Annotated in this window: 13 protein-coding genes and 1 pseudogene; 5 read left to right on the top strand and 9 right to left on the bottom strand. The window is 70.7% G+C overall.

Annotated elements, in window-relative coordinates; all coding sequences use genetic code 11:
* Positions 1-11: 11 nt before the first annotated feature.
* From ACFZBP_RS07455 to ACFZBP_RS07470, 4 genes and pseudogenes are all read right to left on the bottom strand, one after another.
* Entirely contained in the window at positions 12-521 is a 510-nt protein-coding gene (locus ACFZBP_RS07455; protein ID WP_391411635.1) for a hypothetical protein, read from the bottom strand.
* 111 nt (positions 522-632) lie between these two features.
* A pseudogene (locus tag ACFZBP_RS07460) lies at positions 633-917 on the bottom strand (MarR family winged helix-turn-helix transcriptional regulator); the annotation flags it as partial.
* 305 nt (positions 918-1,222) lie between these two features.
* On the bottom strand, positions 1,223-1,687 hold the full coding sequence (locus tag ACFZBP_RS07465; RefSeq protein WP_391410832.1) for an abscisic acid-deficient protein Aba4 family protein: 465 nt from the start codon (positions 1,685-1,687) through the stop codon (positions 1,223-1,225).
* Complete coding sequence (locus tag ACFZBP_RS07470) at positions 1,684-2,601, bottom strand: hypothetical protein (protein ID WP_391410834.1); 918 nt, start codon at positions 2,599-2,601, stop codon at positions 1,684-1,686. Before ACFZBP_RS07470 ends, ACFZBP_RS07465 begins: the two co-directional genes overlap by 4 nt.
* A 222-nt stretch (positions 2,602-2,823) precedes the next feature.
* On the opposite strand from ACFZBP_RS07470, the gene ACFZBP_RS07475 reads away from it, so the two are divergent.
* The 5 genes from ACFZBP_RS07475 to pcp all read left to right on the top strand — a co-directional run bounded on the left by ACFZBP_RS07475 (position 2,824) and on the right by pcp (position 7,306).
* Entirely contained in the window at positions 2,824-3,477 is a 654-nt protein-coding gene (locus ACFZBP_RS07475) for a MerR family transcriptional regulator (protein WP_391410836.1), read from the top strand.
* Positions 3,478-3,994: 517 nt separating this feature from the next.
* Positions 3,995-4,654, top strand: coding sequence for an iron-containing alcohol dehydrogenase (locus ACFZBP_RS07480; protein ID WP_391410838.1), 660 nt, complete (start codon positions 3,995-3,997; stop codon positions 4,652-4,654).
* Between the two features lie 237 nt (positions 4,655-4,891).
* Entirely contained in the window at positions 4,892-5,617 is a 726-nt protein-coding gene (locus ACFZBP_RS07485; protein ID WP_391410840.1) for a 5-oxoproline transporter, DUF969 family subunit, read from the top strand.
* Positions 5,614-6,582, top strand: coding sequence for a 5-oxoproline transporter, DUF979 family subunit (locus tag ACFZBP_RS07490; protein ID WP_391410842.1), 969 nt, complete (start codon positions 5,614-5,616; stop codon positions 6,580-6,582). Before ACFZBP_RS07485 ends, ACFZBP_RS07490 begins: the two co-directional genes overlap by 4 nt.
* Positions 6,583-6,661: 79 nt before the next feature.
* Positions 6,662-7,306: a pyroglutamyl-peptidase I gene (gene pcp, locus ACFZBP_RS07495; RefSeq protein WP_391410844.1), complete on the top strand. Its 645-nt coding sequence runs from the start codon at positions 6,662-6,664 to the stop codon at positions 7,304-7,306.
* Positions 7,307-7,370: 64 nt separating this feature from the next.
* Here the strand turns inward: pcp and ACFZBP_RS07500 are convergent, their stop codons facing one another.
* The 5 genes from ACFZBP_RS07500 to ACFZBP_RS07520 form a co-directional block, all read right to left on the bottom strand.
* Positions 7,371-8,564, bottom strand: a complete 1,194-nt coding sequence (locus ACFZBP_RS07500; RefSeq protein ID WP_391410846.1) for a helix-turn-helix domain-containing protein — start codon at positions 8,562-8,564, stop codon at positions 7,371-7,373.
* A 55-nt stretch (positions 8,565-8,619) separates the two neighbouring features.
* Positions 8,620-10,002 (bottom strand): aldehyde dehydrogenase family protein, encoded by a 1,383-nt coding sequence (locus ACFZBP_RS07505; protein WP_391410848.1) that lies wholly within the window; start codon positions 10,000-10,002, stop codon positions 8,620-8,622.
* Between the two features lie 63 nt (positions 10,003-10,065).
* A complete protein-coding gene (locus ACFZBP_RS07510; RefSeq protein ID WP_391410850.1) occupies positions 10,066-10,716 on the bottom strand; it encodes an RraA family protein in 651 nt (216 codons plus the stop codon).
* Positions 10,713-11,102 carry a Rid family hydrolase gene (locus tag ACFZBP_RS07515; protein WP_391410852.1) on the bottom strand — a complete coding sequence of 130 codons (390 nt, stop codon included), beginning with the start codon at positions 11,100-11,102 and terminating at the stop codon, positions 10,713-10,715. The genes ACFZBP_RS07510 and ACFZBP_RS07515 overlap by 4 nt, the downstream gene beginning before the upstream one ends.
* The gene (locus ACFZBP_RS07520; protein ID WP_383456192.1) at positions 11,099-12,460 is read right to left on the bottom strand and encodes an MFS transporter; all 1,362 of its coding nucleotides are present in this window, start codon (positions 12,458-12,460) and stop codon (positions 11,099-11,101) included. Before ACFZBP_RS07520 ends, ACFZBP_RS07515 begins: the two co-directional genes overlap by 4 nt.
* Positions 12,461-12,685: the final 225 nt, after the last annotated feature.

Consider the following 12,685-nt stretch of genomic DNA (forward strand, 5'->3'; position numbering starts at 1 on the left):
GGCGACAGGGCCTAGCGGCCTCCCGTGTCCCGCCGTCGGCGGGTCGGGTGCGGCTGCATGCCGGTCATCAGGATGTCCAGACCGCGCCGGGTCGTGGCCAGCGCGACGCGGTCGCCGGCCCGCAGGACGCGGCCGTGCGCGGGACGCCAGTCGAACTCCGGCCGCTCGCCCTGGCGGTCGAGCCGTAGCCCGGCGAGCGTGTCCGGCGTGTCGGGCTCCTGCTGTTCACCGGCGAATCCGACCGCCAGCACACGCCACTCTTTCTTCCGGAACGCCTCGTGGACGGAGCGCCCTTCGAGCTCGGGGTGCCCGGCGACGTCCACGACGGTGAACAGCAGCGAACCGCGTTCGACAGGCATGACGCCCACCACATGGCGGCCCATCATCGCGGCGGCGAAGGACGGCGCGGCAAGCGCGGAGACACTGCGGCTGCGGGTGAGCGCGTCGGGATAGGAGGCGCGCAGGGTGCGCTGGACGGTGGCGGCGAAGTCGTCGTCGTACAGCCGCATCACCACCCGCACCGCCGCCGGTGTCCGTCCATCAGCGCCCCCGGCCGATCGCAGCCCGGGAGGAGCCGTCAGGGCAGGCGGGGCAGTTCGTTCCGCGCGGAGTGCTTGGTGGCGGACATGTCGGCGGGGACCGTGGCTCAGGACCCGCAGGCCCTCGGCGAACCGCTCGCGGTGTTCGGTCGGGAGGGGTGCCAGGAAGTGGCGCCGGATGTTCTCAGCCGGGACGCCCGTACGGTCGTCTGCTCGCCGAGAGGCGTCAGGCGCACCAGCCGACCGCGCCGGTCGCCGGGGTGTCGGCCCGCTCGACCAGTCCGGCCGCCTCCACCCGGTCCACCAAACGGGTGGCGCCGCCAGTGGTCAACACCTGCTCCTGCGCGATGGCGCCCGCATGGACAGCCCGGGCACACCGAGTTGGGGGACTGCTGCGCCGTCCCCCAACCCCGGCCGCAGGGAGGAAGGTTCGAGTTGTCCCGACACCGCTGCTACCCCTCCGAGACCTACGACGAGCGCTGCAGCGACGGTGGCGGTTCCGGCACGGCCTCTGCATCTGCGAGATGGGCCGACAAGGCCAGTCACCACCCGCTCCGGCAAACAACCCCAGGTCACCAACCGGGGGTTGTTTGCCGTCCAGACCGGCAGGTGGCGCGCGCAGGACATTCGCACCACAACGCTGCTACTTGTTCCGGTCGGCACCCGCGGATCCCGAGCGCCGATTACGTGGCGCCGCCCGCCCCGGTAGCCGCGAGGTCTTCACGGGTCGCATGCCATGACCTTGCCGCGCGCAGCCCCAGGAACAGCAGCAGTCCGAACGGTGACAGCAGGATCGTAAGAACCAGCAGCGGCCCCATCAGCAGGGCGGAGATCCCCAGTCGCCGGGCCTCCCGGTACATCCACTGCCCGATCAGCAGATCCCAGGCGATGACCTGCGCCCAGATGGCCCCCGCGCCGCCCGCGAGGGCCGTCAGATCGCGGAAGGTGTCGAGATCCGGGCTGCGGACCGCGACCCAGAGCTCAGGGAACACCGGGACCGCCAGTGCGAGATAGACCATCAGTACGGGCACCACGGTCCACGGTGACCCGGCGATACGGACAGTCGGACCCCACCCCGGCGCGAAGATCATGAGCAGCCATACGGGTGCGGCGAGCCAGAAGGAGAGCTCGAAGAGGAATCCGGTCATGCCACGAGATCCTTCGAAGCGAGGGCGTCTTCCGCGTCATGCGCTTCGCGTGGAGAGGGGGGCGAGGCCCTCAGGGATCCGTACGCCCCGAGAGTGACGACCACCAGGCTCACTCCGGCCACCCCCAGCGTCGCGCCGTCCGGGTGGATCAGCGACTGACCCCGCAACGCCTGCCAGAGAACCAGCGCGAAGACGGCGGCATACGTTGCCGAAGCGAGCAGCACCAGGCGCAGCCGTATCCGGTCGTCGGCGAGGCGGGCGAAGCGCGGCGCGAGGGCGACCAGCACCATGACCAGCAGTGGCAGGAGTTGCAGCGCGTGCATCCCGACGAAGTGCGGGATCCGTAGATCGCCTCCGGTCGTCGACCAGCCGGTCAGCGGCATCGACGGACCGCCGTCCGGCACGCCCACGCTGTGCGCGCCGACCACCTTGGAGACGCCACGCCTCTGCCCTGGCGCGGGTTGGGTCATCAGGAAGCCGACGCCGGCCCCGGCCAGCGCGAGGACGATGCCGGAGCGCATCGCCCAGGCGGACGCGCGGTCGGCGATTCGGGCGCGGAGCAGCAGCACGGCGACGGCGAGGGTGCCGAGCCACAGGATGACGACCGTGACGGCCATCGCGTTGAACAGCGCCTCGTCGAAGGGCGTTTCGTGGTTGAAGTGGCTGCGCTTCCCGCGTACCACCTGCCCGATGATGATCACCATCTCGACGAGGCTCGCCAGCGCAACGACCGTCCCCGCCCACCAGCCGACGCGTCGTCCACTGGGGAGGAGCGACAGCATCCAGGCCAGGGAAAGACAGTACGCCACGAACGAGACCGAGAACTTGAACGGCTTGAACCAGATCGGCGCACCCACCAGGACACGGTCGTCGACGGCGAGTCCCACGGCGGACATGACCGCCATCAGTGCCATCGTCGCCGCGAACAGTACCAGCGGCCGATGCCATGACCGCCATGGCGCCGACGGCGACCATAACGGCACAGGCCGGGAAGACGTACGTGAAGAAGACATGACTACCCCCTAGGAACGGATAGCAGCACTATCCGCTATCCGATAGCCCCACTATCTATGATGAGAGACGGGTCAGCAAGGGCCGGCCCGGCCTCAGGGCGAAGGTCAAGGAGTGAACCGGCAGTGCGCATTGGGGAGTTGAGTCGCAAGACCGGGGTATCGGTGCCGACGATCAAGTACTACGTCCGTGAGGGCCTGCTGCCTCCGGGCGAGCTGACCAGCCCGAACCAGGCGAGTTACGGCGAGGCGCACGAGCGTCGGTTGCAGCTGATCCGAGCCCTGCTCGATGTGGGCGGCATGAAGGTTGCCGAAATCGCGGACGTACTGGCGGCCCTCGACGATTCGGAGCGTCCCCTGCACAAAGTGCTCGGCGCTGCCGCGGACCACCTCGGCAGCGAGGGCACCGAGCACGACGACGCCGCGTCGGCAGCCGCACGGGCCGTCGTCGCCGACCTCATCTCCCGGCGTGGCTGGCGGACGCATGAGTCAAACCCTGCCGCCATCGACCTGTGCAAGGCCCTTGCCGCCATGAACCGGTTGGGCCACGGGGCGTTCGTCGAGGTGCTCGACGACTACGCCGACGCGGCCGAGCAGGTCGCCCACGCCGACCTCCAGTACGTGGACCGGCGCGTGGCGGTCGAGGACATGGTCGAAGCCGTGGTGGTCGGGACCGTACTGGGTGAGGCGTTGTTCAGCGCACTGCGGAGGTTGGCACATGTGAACGCCTCCGCAAAGCTGTACGGCACGGATGGACCACAGGAGCGGAAGACGAGCTGAGCCGACCACAGTTGGCGAATCGCGCCATGCAGGGCGCCGCGATCCCCCGAATCGGCCGGCTTGAGCACAGCGCGCTCTTCACAGGGCCGGGCGGCGTCGGACCGCACGACGTCCGACGCGGATACGGCGGAACAAACGCCTCCCGCGGTCAAACCGCTGACGTGGACCGGAGGCGGCTCCTGCGCGGCAGGGTCCGTGATAGTCCGGATGGCAACTCCGGAAGGAAGCGGCCTGCCCGATATGGGCGTTCCCTCTATCGGTGCCCCACCGTGCTGCGGAATTACTGGAGGGCCAGTGACAGCAGTGGCCGGTGGCCGTGGAGGAAGGACAGAGCGGCTGATGGGGCTGGGCCGTGGAGGCAGGGTAGGTCGAGTGAGGGCCGCGCCCCGATTCGCAGGGGTACACGGCAGGTTGTCCCGTCGGGCAGTTGCTGGATGAGGTGGGCGCGGGCCGAAAGGCGACAGGGCAGGGTGGGTGCGGCGCGGACAGGGTGGGCGTCGGCAGGGATCAGTTCGGCGTGTGTGATGCCGTTGTCCTGACGCAGCGCCGGGTCGGCGCGGCCATCGGCACCTTCCTGCTGCCGATCTGCATCGGCCACCCCTCGGTCAAGCCGCGGATCGCGCTCCTCGATCCCGAGCTGACGCTGGGCCTGCCCGCCCGGATCACGGCCGCCACCGGCATCGACGCCCTCGTGCACGGTATCGAGTCGCTGGCCTCGCGCGGTGCGAACCCGGTGTCGGTGGCGTATGCGACCCAGGCGGTGGCCATGGTCGGGCGCTGGCTGCCGGCCGCCCACCGCAACGGCTCGGATCTTCAGGCCCGCGCGCAGCTGATGCTCGGCGCCCACCTGGCGGGCCAGGCGCTGACCATCTCCGGCCTCGGCCTGGTCCACGGCATCGGCCACGCCCTGACCGCCCACACCGGCACCCCGCACGGTGTCGCGCTCGCCGCCGTCCTGGAGGAGGTCCTGGAGTTCAGTGCCCCGGCCGCCCCGGACGCCTACGAGCAGACCGCCCGCGCGCTGCGCCTCGCCGCGCCGGCCGACGGCGACTGGACCCGCGCCGCGATCGACGCCGTCCGCGAGATATCCGGCGCCCTCGCGGACGCCGTGACGCGCAACGCACCACGCCGTCCCACGCAGGAGGAGATCTCCGGGATTCTCGAAGCGGTGCTCTAGTAGCGAATCCGGCAGGTCCGCCGCCGTTCGGTGCGCCCGGCGGCCGCACCGGAGTGCCCGCTTCCAGCAGTCGTACGGGCGTCGACGACCTCCGTTCCGCCGGTCCCATGCAGCACATGAGCACCAGAAGCTCACACGATCCTCTTGTCGGATCGTTGAACGATCCCCTACTGTCCGGGCCACCCCGCCTGTTCCCATGGCCCGCTCGGGCTCCCTCGCGCGGAAGAAGGCCGACGCATGATCGTTCTCCTCGGCGTGCTCGTGGTGATCCTCGGATTCGTCACGCGCCGCAACCCCGTTCTCGTGGTAGGGGTCGCCGGTGTGGTCACCGGGCTCCTCGCCAGGATGAATCCACTGGAGGTGCTCGCCACCTTCGGCAAGAGCTTCGCCGACAGCCGCTCCGTGACGATGTTCGCGGCGGTGCTCCCCGTCATCGGTCTGCTGGAGCGGTACGGGCTGCGCGAGCAGGCCCGCAGCCTCATCGGCAGGCTGAAGCGGCTCACGCCGGGCCGCTTCCTCACCGCCTACCTGCTGATCCGCCAGTTGACCGCCGCGGTCGGACTCACCGCCATCGGCGGCCACGCCCCCGCCGTCCGGCCACTGATCGCGCCGATGGCCGAGGCCGCGGCCGAGCGCAGTTCCGGCCGCTCGCTGCCCGACAAAGTCCGCGAGAAGGTGCGCTCCCACTCGGCGGGCGCCGACAACGTCGGACTGTTCTTCGGTGAGGACTGTTTCATCGCCATCGGCTCGATCCTGCTGATCACCGCTTTCGTGAACACCACCTACGGCGTGCACTTGGAGCCGGTCGACCTCGCCCTGTGGGCGATCCCCACCGCCGTTCTTGCGTTCGCCGTCCACGGCTACCGGCTGATGCGCCTCGACAAGCAACTGGAACGCGACCTGGCGGCCATCGAATCGGCGCCCGAGCCGGTTCCCGCCGGGGCCAAGGAGGAGGCCAAGTGATCAAGATCGAGTGGTTCTTCTGGCTCCTCGGCCTCATCACGGTCGTCAACGCCGGTCAGATGGCGGTCGACCGCAGCAACCCCAAGCGCCTGACGTCAGCCGCCTTCTGGGGCCTGCTCGGGGTGTCCTTCTGGTACGGGACCGGGGTCGCCGCCGGGAGCCTGCCCGCCGAGCCGCTCGGTGCCGCGGTCCTCGCCATGATCGGCCTCGCCGGGTTCAACCTGCTGGCGGGCGGCGTGCCGCGGACCACCGGCTCCGAGGAACGCGTCGCGTCCGCCGCCCGCCTCGGCAAGAAGCTCTTTCTGCCCGCCCTCGTCATCCCCGCTGTCGCCATCGTCTGCGTGTCCGTGCTGAAGGGCGTCACCATCGGTGGCACACCGCTGCTGGAGCCCAAGTCCGAGACGCTGATCGGTCTCGTTCTCGGCTGTGTCGCCGCCCTCGTCGTCGCCATGCTCGTCACCGGCGAGAAGAAGCTCTCGGTTCCCCTGCACTCCGGACGTTCCCTGATGGAGGTCATGGGCGCCGCCCTGCTGCTGCCTCAGCTCCTCGCCGTGCTCGGCTCACTCTTCGCGGCGGCCGGTGTCGGCGAGCAGGTCGGCCGGATCACGAACGCGATCCTCCCGGAGGGCCAGCGGCTCGTCGCCGTCGTCGCCTACTGCCTCGGCATGGCCCTGTTCACGATCGTCATGGGGAACGCCTTCGCCGCGTTCCCGGTGATGACCGCGGCCGTCGGCTGGCCCGTGCTCGTCGAGCAGATGAACGGAAACCCCGCCGCGGTCCTCGCGATCGGCATGCTCGCCGGGTTCTGCGGCACGCTCTGCACTCCGATGGCCGCCAACTTCAACGTCGTCCCCGCAACACTCCTCGAACTCAAGGACCAGTACGGGGTGATCAAGGCGCAGATCCCGACGGCCGGCACACTGCTCGGCTGCAACATCGTGATCATGTCCGCCTTCGCGTTCTGACGAGGGTGCCGCGATCGCGCCCGCCTGGTTTCCTCCCTCGCCTTTCTCTCCCCAAGCGCGTCCCGGAAGGTCCCACCCTGTGACTCGTGTACTCCTCACCGGCTTCGCGCCGTTCGGTGGGCAGCAGGTCAACCCCTCATGGCAGGCGGTGAAGTTGCTCGCGGAGGCGCCACCATCGGGCGTCGACGCGACCGCCGTGGAGCTGCCCTGTGTCTTCCGGGAGGTCAACACCCGGCTACGCCAGGCAATCGAGCGGACCGAACCGGAACTCGTGGTGTGCGTCGGCCAGGCGGGCGGGCGTACCGGACTGACCGTGGAGCGTGTCTGCGTCAACGTCGCCGACGCCCGCATCCCCGACAACGCCGGGGCACAGCCCATCGACGAGCCCGTCGTCGAGGGCGGGCCCGCCGCGTACTTCTCGTCCCTGCCGCTCAAGGCCTGCGTCGCGGCCGTGCGCGAGGCGGGGATCCCCGCGACCGTGTCCAACACCGCGGGGACGTTCGTGTGCAACCACGTCGCCTATGGACTCGCCCACCTCATAGCCACCCGCTTCCCCGCCGTCCGCGGCGGCTTCGTACACGTACCGTGGGCGCCGGAGCAGGTCCTCGACCGGGCCGAGCCCTCCTTGCCCGTGTCGACGGTGGCCGCAGGGCTGCGCGCGCTCGTCGTGGCCGCGGCGCGCACGACCGTCGACCTGCGGGTCGCCGAAGGCGCCACGCACTGACGCGAGGCCCTCGGGGCGTTCACCGGGCCGCCCTGGTGAACGCCCCGGCCGACGTCTCGCCATCTCACAGCCGTCCGAGACGGCCGGCGCTGAGCGCCAGGATCACCAGGGCCGCGTCCTCGGGGCGTCTTGGGTCCCGGCCGGTGAGTTCGGCGAAGCGGGTGAGGCGCTGCTGGACGGTGTTGCGGTGGCAGTACAGAGCGGCGGCGGTGTCCGCGACGGATCCGCCGCCCGACAGGTGAACCCGGACGGTCTCCAGCAGCCGTTCGGCCTCCGCGGGCGGAACTCCGTTGCGCAGCCCGCCGAGCACGTCGGCCGCCAGATCGCCACCGAGGTCGCCGGCCCGGTGGACCAGGACGTCGAGCCAGCTGTCCGCCAGCCGGCGCGGCCCCGCCGCATGGTCGGGCAGGACCCGCGCCGTGGCGGTCGCCAGCGACACGGCATGCGGCACCTCGGTCAGTCCGGTCACCACGGGGGAGACACCGCACGGCGTCCCGTCCAGCCGTGCCAGCACCGCTTCCGCCGTCACCCGCGGGCCCAGTTGGACGACCAGGACCAGGTCCGAGGCGACCGCCTGCTGTTGCAGCGGTACACCGAGGGTGCGCAGGGTGTGGGCGGCCCGGCGCAACGGCGCCTCGCCGCCTCCGGGCGCGACGGCGCACAGGAACCGCCCCGCCGCCTGGAACCCCAGAGCCAGCGCCGCGTCCCGCACCAGGGTCGGGTGACGACCGCCGCTGTCCAGCAGACGGGTGAACCACAGTCGCCGCTCGTCCTCCGTGCGCCGCCCCATCTCCAGGATTGTGCGCTGGTAGGCGGTCATGATGCCGGTGACATGGCCCTCCACCGCCTCCCACACGTGGTAGGCGGAGGTGACGAGTTCCGCTCTGCCCTCGTCGCCCGCACGGCGCACCAGGGCACCCCAGACGACCCGGAAGTCCACGCGGGCGGCCGCCAGCAGCGCGTCGAGCGGAACCCCCTGCCGGGCCCGTTCCTCGCCGACCCGCTCGGAGACGCCGGCCAGGTGGTCCGGCACCGGCAACCGGGCCACGGTCCGCAGCAGGAGTTCGAACGCCTGCCTCGCGCTGTCACGGAAGTCCTGCTCGGACACCAGGTCCGAATAGGGGGCGCGGACCGGCTCGACGTACCCGGCCCACTCGCCGACCAGGCTGTCGACGTCCTCCAGGCACTGGCGCGCCAGGGCGACGACGTAGGAATCGGGCGGGGGTGCGGTCGGGTGCGGCGGGTGCATGTGCTCCATGGTCGTCTCGTCCTCACCGGGGTTCAACGCCGGTGGCCGGTGCCCCGCGGCTGGATCAGCGTGCCTGCCCCCGTACGCGTACGACCTTCCGGTTGACGAACTCGCTCATCCCGTAGGAGCCCAGCTCACGGCCTACGCCGGAGAGCTTGACCCCTCCGAAGGGGAGGTCCTCCTGGGTGCCGGAGGGGCCGTTGATGGAGACCATGCCGACGTCGAGTGCGTCGGCGACGGCCTTCGCGGTGGCCAGGTCGCCGCTGAAAACGACGCTGCCGAGGCCGTAGGGCGTGTCGTTGGCGAGGCGGATCGCCGCAGCGATGTCGGCGACCCGGTGGACCACCGCGACCGGGCCGAAGATCTCCTCGTGGTAGGCGCGCATGCCGGGGATGACACCGGTGAGGATCGTCGGTTCGACGAAGGCGCCCCTGCGGGCCGAACGCACGCCCCCGGTCACGACCGTCGCCCCCTGCTGTGCCGCGTCGCGCACCTGGGCGATCACGGTGCGGGCGGCTTCCTCGGAGGCGAGAGGGCCGATGAGGACCCCCTCCTCGGTCGGATCGCCCACGGTCAGAGCCTCTACTGCCTCGGTGAAGTCCGCGAGGAAGCGGTCGTACAGCGGGTCGACGACGATGAACCGCTTCGAAGCCGTGCACGCCTGGCCCGCGTTGCTCATCCGGCCTTCCACGGCCGCGTCGACCGCTCGTTCGAGGTCGGCGTCCGGAAGGACGATGAAGGGGTCGGATCCGCCGAGTTCGAGGACGTACTTCTTCAGGTGGCGGCCCGCCACCTCGCCCACGGCACGCCCGGCGCGCTCCGAGCCGGTGAGCGACACGCCCTGGACGCGAGGGTCCGCGACGATCCCGGCGACCTGCCGGTTGGTGGCGAACAGGTTGACGTACGCGCCCGTCGGCAGTCCGGCCTCCCTCATCATGTCCTCGATCGCCCGCGCCGACTCGGGGCAGCTCGGGGCGGGCTTGAGGATGACGGTGTTCCCGAGGACGAGGTTGGGGGCCGCGAACCGGGCGACCTGGTAGTACGGGTAGTTCCAGGGCATGACGCCGAGCAGCGCTCCGAGCGGCTCGGAGCGTACGACCACGTCGTCACCGCCGCGGATGTCGAGGCGCTGGTCCGCGGCGAAGGCAGGGCCCTGTTCGGCGTAGTACGCGAAGATCGCCGCCGTCAGGTCCACCTCGGCCAGGGCCTCGCGGGTCGTCTTGCCCATCTCGCGGCTGATGATCGCTGCCAGGTCCTCGCGGCGGTGTCCGAAAGCGCGGGACACGGCGAGGACCGTGTCGGCCCGCTCCTTGATGGGGCGTCGCCGCCATTGGGGGAACTCGGCCGCGGCGGCGGCGATCGCTCGCTCGACCGTCGTGTCGCTCGCGGTCGGATAGCGGCGCACGAGGGTGTTCGTGGCCGGATCGACAATCCTGTACTCGGTCATGTGCCTTGTTCCTTCGCGTACTCGGCCGGGCGGGAGTGCTTGCGGCCGGGGCCCCGTCGCCGGTCAGTCGAGGTGGAGGAGGGTGGACAGGTCCTCACCCGCCCGGATCCGCCGCAGGAGCTCCGGCTCGGCGGTGTCCGAGGCGTCCGCCCGGTCCACCACGGCGGCCAGGGAGGCACGCGGCAGTGCGATGACGCCGTTGGCGTCACCGAGCACGATGTCCCCCGGTGCGACGAGGACACCGCCGATGTCGACGGGGACCTGGCGGCGCCCTCCGCCGCCGTCCCGTCGCTTGGTGGTCAGGCAACTGGTGCCCCGGGCATGGACGGGCAGGCCCGAGTCGGCGTCCGCGAGGGCGTCCACGTCGGTGACCACTCCGTCGACGACGACGCCCGCCGCCCCGCGCGCTCTCGCCGCGGCTGCCGTGACCGCGCCGATGGCGGCGTGGTCGTGGTCCCCTGCCATGTCGACGACCAGGACCTCTCCGGGGCGCAGGGCGACGATCGCGCGGTTGACGGCCGTGGCGTCCGGGGCGTCGAGGGCGAGTGTGGCGGCGGTGCCGACCATCCGCCCGGCCTGCCCGAGCCGCCGGATCGCCGGGCTGACGAAACCCTCTTCGAGCAGGTGGCCGAGAGTCGGGAGGTCGATGCTGCGCAGGCGCTCCAGCAGGGCCTCGCATGACTCCGCGGCCCGGTCCCCAGCGTCGGCGTTCACTGTTCGGCTCCTGCCCTGACTACCGCGACGCAGTCGATCTCCAGGGACACGCCCCACAGGCCCACGCACACCGTGGTCCGCGCCGGCCTGCGCCCTCGGAAGAACCGCTCGTACACCTGGTTGTAGGGCGCGAGCTGGTCCGGGGATCCGAGGTAGGTGTTGACCTTGAGGACGTGGTCCAGGTCGGAGCCCGCCGCGACGAGGACTGCTTCCAGGTTGCGCAGGGTCACCCGTACCTCGTCCTCGAAGGAGCCGTGGGCCTCTCCCGGGGCGGCGGGTATCTGACCGGTGGTGAAGACGAATCCACCCGCGGAGGTCGCCTGGACGTAGGGGCCGACGGCGAGCGGCACGCCCGGTACCGAGTCGATGCGCGTGATGTCGCTCATGCGTCGGCCCCGATCGGGTGCGCGGCCTTCCCGGACACCTTGCCCGGCTCGTCGATGTCCCCGAACCGGGTCTCGGCCAGCAGGAACAGGGCCAGCAGGGACAGGACCGCGGCACCGAGGACGTAGCCGGCGATGGCGGAACTGCTTCCGGTGCCCGCCAGCAGCCACGCGGTGACGGCCGGGGTCGCCGCCGATCCCAGCAGACCGGACAGCATGTAGGCGACGGAGAGGCCCGAGTAGCGGACCCGGGCGCCGAAGAGCTCCGCGAGAAAGGTCGCGATCGGGCCGTAGTTGGCGGAGAACGCGAGCATCATCAGCGCGTACGCCACGAAGAGCAGCGGAACGGACCGGGTGTCAAGCATCCAGAAGAACGGGAAGGCGAGTACGGCCTCCGCCGCGATGCCCGCGTAGATGACGGGCTTGCGGCCCACCCGGTCGGACAGCCGCCCGAAGTAGGGGATCGCCGCGAACGCGATGCCGCAGGACGCCATGACCGCCCACAGCATCAGGTCCTTCGAGTGCCCGAGGTCCCGCGTCCCGTAGCTCACCCCGGAAGCGACCATCAGGGTGAACGTCGACCCAGTGGACAGCGTCGCCACACCGCCGAGAAGCACCTGTCGCCAGTACCGGCGCATCAGCGCGACGAAGGGCATCCGGGCCTTCGCCCCCTCCTTGCGGACCGCCTGGAAGGAAGGCGTCTCCTCGATGTGCAGCCGGATGTAGATCCCGACGCCGACCAGGACCGCCGAGGCCAGGAACGGGATACGCCATCCCCAGGAGAGCAGGGCGGCCGTGCTGGTGTTCGCCGCCACCAGCAGGAACGCGCCGTTGGCGAGCAGCGTCCCGATCGGCACACCGACCTGGACCATGGAGCCGAAGAAGCCGCGTCGGCGGGCGGGTGCGTGCTCGACCGTCATCAGGACGGCCCCGCCCCACTCACCGCCGAGCGCGAGGCCCTGGACCACCCGGAGGCCGAGCAGGATCAGGGGCGCGGCCGCGCCGATGGCGGCGTAACCGGGAACCAGGCCGATCGCGAAAGTGGCCACGCCCATGGTGATCAGCGAGACCAACAGCATGGACTTCCGGCCGAGACGATCCCCGAAATGCCCGAAGAGCACGGCACCCACCATGCGCGCCACGTAGGCGGAGGCGAACGTCAGGAAAGCCAGGATCGTGCCGAGGGCACCATCGAAATCGGGGAAGAAAACCTCGTCGAAAACCAGCGCGGAAGCGGTGCCGAAAAGAAACAGGTCGTACCACTCGACCGTGGTGCCTATCACGCTGGCGGTGGAGATCCTGCGCATCTTCGCGGTGTCGAGCCGGCTGCCGACGGTCGGCGGGGGGACGGGACTGGTCATGGGGACTCCGGTCCGGGCAAGAGGGGGCGTCGGGCATCTGGGGGGTGTGATCGGCCCACGGTGCATGGGCAACCTCGCCGGCCACAAGAAGCAGAAGCACAGTCCGCCGGGCCGACGAGTGTGCAGATGACCATTGCGGCACGTGGAACACGCCAGATGAGCCGGTTTTCAGGAGCGTCAGCACTGTTCGCTGTTCATCTGCACACCGTCGCCCCTCGATCACGT

This window comes from Streptomyces sp. NPDC008086 (assembly GCF_042957325.1).
In the GTDB taxonomy this organism is placed as follows: Bacteria; Actinomycetota; Actinomycetes; order Streptomycetales; family Streptomycetaceae; genus Streptomyces.

Excerpts from the sequence above, each read along its gene's own strand:
- ACFZBP_RS07515 (WP_391410852.1), bottom strand. The coding sequence starts at position 11,102 with ATGAGCGACATCACGCGCATCGACTCGGTACCGGGCGTGCCGCTCGCC.
- ACFZBP_RS07465 (WP_391410832.1), bottom strand. The coding sequence starts at position 1,687 with ATGACCGGATTCCTCTTCGAGCTCTCCTTCTGGCTCGCCGCACCCGTA.
- ACFZBP_RS07470 (WP_391410834.1), bottom strand. The coding sequence starts at position 2,601 with ATGGCACTGATGGCGGTCATGTCCGCCGTGGGACTCGCCGTCGACGAC.
- ACFZBP_RS07485 (WP_391410840.1), top strand. The coding sequence starts at position 4,892 with ATGATCGTTCTCCTCGGCGTGCTCGTGGTGATCCTCGGATTCGTCACG.
- ACFZBP_RS07500 (WP_391410846.1), bottom strand. The coding sequence starts at position 8,564 with ATGGAGCACATGCACCCGCCGCACCCGACCGCACCCCCGCCCGATTCC.
- ACFZBP_RS07520 (WP_383456192.1), bottom strand. The coding sequence starts at position 12,460 with ATGACCAGTCCCGTCCCCCCGCCGACCGTCGGCAGCCGGCTCGACACC.
- ACFZBP_RS07505 (WP_391410848.1), bottom strand. The coding sequence starts at position 10,002 with ATGACCGAGTACAGGATTGTCGATCCGGCCACGAACACCCTCGTGCGC.